The organism is Streptococcus sp. 1559, assembly GCF_013276735.1.
GTDB lineage: Bacteria > Bacillota > Bacilli > Lactobacillales > Streptococcaceae > Streptococcus > Streptococcus pseudopneumoniae.
In genome coordinates this window covers 1-3347 of the sequence record NZ_VMLO01000110.1, presented here as the reverse complement: position 1 = coordinate 3347, position 3347 = coordinate 1, and the positions used below count along the sequence as shown (strand labels likewise).

Genomic DNA, 3347 nt, shown 5'->3' with positions numbered 1-3347 from the left:
TGAAGCCATAATAAAAAAGTCACACGATGTGCGACCTTCCTGCAAGACGACTACAACCTTGCTTGTGTATTAAATTTTGACTTCTTTTTTATTTTTTGTAGTCTTTACAACCTCTGAGGGAATCAAACCCTCTAGCTTATAACTTATCCGGAATATAATTAGCTACGCAATCATGCAAGGTCCAGTCGCTACTGCAACCATTTTTAAGTTAATGAGTGATATATGAATGCTAAGCCTACTGCCTACCCCATTCTGGGACACAAACACTCAAATGACAGTAGCTGGAATCGAACCAGCTGGTCTAGCAGTAAAACGCACGTTTGGTAAAAGTTTCAAGGAGACCCAAACAACCTGCTAACCTGTCCTTACTGTCTAAGAGGCCGAAACCTCTATATTTTTAGGAGTCCTCATGACTGTTCGTTGCCAATCATTGGATAATACTATTTTAGCACCTTTTTCTGTTCCAATTCTCCCAAGATTTTCCCAGATTTTTCCCAAGATTTTCCCAGAAATCACTTGTAGACTAAAAGGTTGCTGGCTTGATAGGACTCCGCAAACTCTAATAGAGCTTTGTTCAATATCCGATAATACTCACTGGATGAATAGCCTAGTTCTGAATAAATGCTATAGTCTTCCCTCCTTTTCTTCCTGCAATATCGTTCGATTAGGATACGTGTGTATTCCATATCGGAAAGATTGTTGATTGCTTTAGCGATGAGTTCCAGGTCCTGCTGAGCTGATACTCTACGCAAAACCATGCTTTCTACTTGCTTACTTGTCTGACCACTTGATGATCTTGGCTCAAGTGAGTAGGATATTGTTATTTTCGGAGCGTATTCTTCTCCAGCAATCCGTCTCAAACGACTGTATTTTTTGAGTACTTTGATAGCTTCCTTTCTAGTCTTCTTTTCATCGATGATATCCAATAACTCTATTTGCACACGAACTCCTCCTCATGATATAATAGTTATGCGAAACTATAACACGAGAAGTCAGCTGTGCTGGCTTTTTTCTTGCCTTGCTCCCTTTTTAAGTGTATACTGTATGTATACGAAATAAAGGAGAAACAAATGAATACTGTTAAAACTCGTAAGGTTGGGAACTCTGTCACTGTGACCATTCCCAAAACACTCAATGTTCCAGAAGGTCAGGAAATGTTTGTCTACAAGGGTGTAGATAATGTCATTGTCCTTGCTCCAAAAATTCCAGACCCATTTAGTGGAGATGCAGACCTACGTATGGAAGATGACTTTGAGGGGGTGAAATTCCTTGACAGCGAAATATGATTACATTCCAGAAAAACAGGACATCATCTGGATTGACTTCGACCCGTCTGTTGGACGTGAGATTCAGAAACGCCGTCCTGCTATTGTCGTCTCGCGTAGAGAATATTCGGAGCGGACGGGATTTGTTGCTGTATGCCCTATTACACACGGTCAAAGCAGACTAGAAGAACAAGGCCTGCTCGTTCCTGTGCGTTCCAATAAGGTAGATGGCTCTGTCAATCCACTCCAACTCTATACTTTTGACTTTAGAGAGCGCAAGGCTCAAAAAATCACAACCATGGATACAACCAGTTTTCAGAAGGTTGTCCAACTCTACAACTTCATCTTCGAAGCCTAGTCCTTATGGATTGGGCTTTTTTAGTTCTTCTCTAATTCCTCAATCAACCAATCAAGGTTCTTACGTGCTTTCTTCAGGTCTTCCAGACCGTTTTTCTTTTGAAACCGTAGCATATACTTGATTGCGTTGCCCCAAAAGAAAGCAGACGCTCCGGAAAGGCTCCCAACGAAGTTATGCACAACATCGATAGCCTCAAGACCGTTTGCACCTTGGTAGTGGCTTGGTTTGTTTATATTGTCAATTATTTCTGGGTTCATTCCTTATCCTCCAAAAGTTCTGGGTTTTCGTAGATATTGCCAATGACTTCATAATTCTTGCGAATATCTTCATAGTCCATAGCTTGAAACCATTCATCATCATAACTAGAATTAAGGTGAAACCCGATATTTTTTATTTTATATCCAAAATCTTCCTCATAAATCCATTTACCAAATTTGACTACGCTGGGCATTCCACTATTCCTAGAAACCACATCCTCCTCGAAAATCTCCACCCCGTTCTTATCCTTGAGTCCTGTTGATTGCATGAGGATCAATTCTGACTTTTCGATAGGAATAAGAAGTTTGGAGTCCGATGTTGGTTTTTCCATGTTGCAAATCAAGCCGTTATCTGTGATAAAAAAATGTTCTACGAATTTCTTTTCTACGCTATCCCACACTCTAAATTTTGGTGTCATGCCAAATCCTCCTCCTTCACAAAGCTGCCATCAATCCAACGACCCTTGCGATCTTTGATTTCTTGGTATGCCAGTTCAAAACACTCTTCAAAATCATAACCTAGCGACTTGCTGATTGATTTTAGATGACCAATCAATAGAGTCAATGATTTTATACGTAAGGTCATAAGTTTCAGATGTTGTTCTGTTTGAATGTTGCTAATACATGTATTTGCGTACGCGAATGATGTCATAATATCGTTCTTTCTAACATTCTTCGACTCTTCAAAAATACTATCCAAATCCACTTTGCTCAACAATCCCAGACCGACAATCACGACTGCGCAATCTCCAATGCTATCCTTGGTCAGCTTCTCATTCTTCTTGAGATAGCCTGCGCACAACTCACCGAACTCTTCGCTAAGTTTTAATGACTGCTTGTCTAGTCGTCCACCGTTTTCTAAATCACGGTCAATAAACCATTGTTTGACTTTTTCTAGTGTGTTCATAGTAGTACCTCATCCCCTACTCTAATCTTCTCATACACGTCCTTAGTAACTACGAAAATGCCGTAGTCACGAATAGTAAGCGTATATAGCTTGCCGTGTCGTCCTTTCTCGACGACCTTACCAAATATCTCAGCGCCTGCGTTATCCGCCTTGTAGATAACCATAGGCTTCTTCTTTTCTAGTTCTGCAATCCTGTCCATCTGCCAGATGTTTAGTCCAGCAGATACCAGAATCCAGATAGCTATGAATCGTTTCAATCTGTGACCTCCTCAAATTTCATAAACGTCATCCAATGCGTAGTACCTCTTTGTTGTCCAAACAATGGTTTAAAAGGTACAGATTTAAGAACTTCTTTAACGTTGATTTGACAATCAGACCATTTAAAAACTAGAGTACCTCCAACTTTTAGAACTCTCATGCATTCTTCAAAATCCTTGGCTAAATCTTCCGGCCAGGTAACTTTATCCAGCTGGCCATATTGTGATCGCATAATTGAGTTTTGACCTGCCCATTTCAAATGTGGCGGATCGAATACTACTAAATTAAATGTTTCATCATCG

7 protein-coding genes and 1 pseudogene are annotated in these 3347 nt (G+C 40.2%); 2 read left to right on the top strand and 6 right to left on the bottom strand.

Annotated features, from left to right (window positions below; translation table 11 throughout):
* Positions 1 to 512 precede the first annotated feature (512 nt).
* Complete coding sequence (locus tag HT688_RS10705; RefSeq protein ID WP_001165368.1) at positions 513 to 941, bottom strand: ArpU family phage packaging/lysis transcriptional regulator; 429 nt, start codon at positions 939 to 941, stop codon at positions 513 to 515.
* Between the two features lie 129 nt (positions 942 to 1070).
* Between HT688_RS10705 and mazE the strand changes: the two genes are divergently transcribed.
* Together mazE and HT688_RS10695 are read left to right on the top strand one after the other, a co-directional pair.
* Positions 1071 to 1286 carry a type II toxin-antitoxin system PemI/MazE family antitoxin gene (gene mazE / locus HT688_RS10700; protein WP_001098945.1) on the top strand — a complete coding sequence of 72 codons (216 nt, stop codon included), beginning with the start codon at positions 1071 to 1073 and terminating at the stop codon, positions 1284 to 1286.
* Positions 1270 to 1623: a type II toxin-antitoxin system PemK/MazF family toxin gene (locus HT688_RS10695; RefSeq protein ID WP_000125658.1), complete on the top strand. Its 354-nt coding sequence runs from the start codon at positions 1270 to 1272 to the stop codon at positions 1621 to 1623. Before mazE ends, HT688_RS10695 begins: the two co-directional genes overlap by 17 nt.
* A 20-nt stretch (positions 1624 to 1643) precedes the next feature.
* Here HT688_RS10695 and HT688_RS10690 read toward each other — a convergent pair whose 3' ends face one another.
* From HT688_RS10690 to HT688_RS10670, 5 genes and pseudogenes are all read right to left on the bottom strand, one after another.
* Positions 1644 to 1880: a DUF3310 domain-containing protein gene (locus tag HT688_RS10690; RefSeq protein ID WP_001067625.1), complete on the bottom strand. Its 237-nt coding sequence runs from the start codon at positions 1878 to 1880 to the stop codon at positions 1644 to 1646.
* Positions 1877 to 2299 (bottom strand): YopX family phage-derived protein, encoded by a 423-nt coding sequence (locus tag HT688_RS10685; RefSeq protein ID WP_000187974.1) that lies wholly within the window; start codon positions 2297 to 2299, stop codon positions 1877 to 1879. Before HT688_RS10685 ends, HT688_RS10690 begins: the two co-directional genes overlap by 4 nt.
* Complete coding sequence (locus tag HT688_RS10680) at positions 2296 to 2787, bottom strand: MazG-like family protein (RefSeq protein ID WP_001093849.1); 492 nt, start codon at positions 2785 to 2787, stop codon at positions 2296 to 2298. Before HT688_RS10680 ends, HT688_RS10685 begins: the two co-directional genes overlap by 4 nt.
* Positions 2784 to 3044, bottom strand: coding sequence for a DUF1372 family protein (locus HT688_RS10675; protein WP_023937170.1), 261 nt, complete (start codon positions 3042 to 3044; stop codon positions 2784 to 2786). The genes HT688_RS10680 and HT688_RS10675 overlap by 4 nt, the downstream gene beginning before the upstream one ends.
* Positions 3041 to 3347: pseudogene (locus HT688_RS10670) on the bottom strand (SAM-dependent methyltransferase); the annotation flags it as partial. The gene HT688_RS10675 and the pseudogene HT688_RS10670, both read right to left, overlap by 4 nt.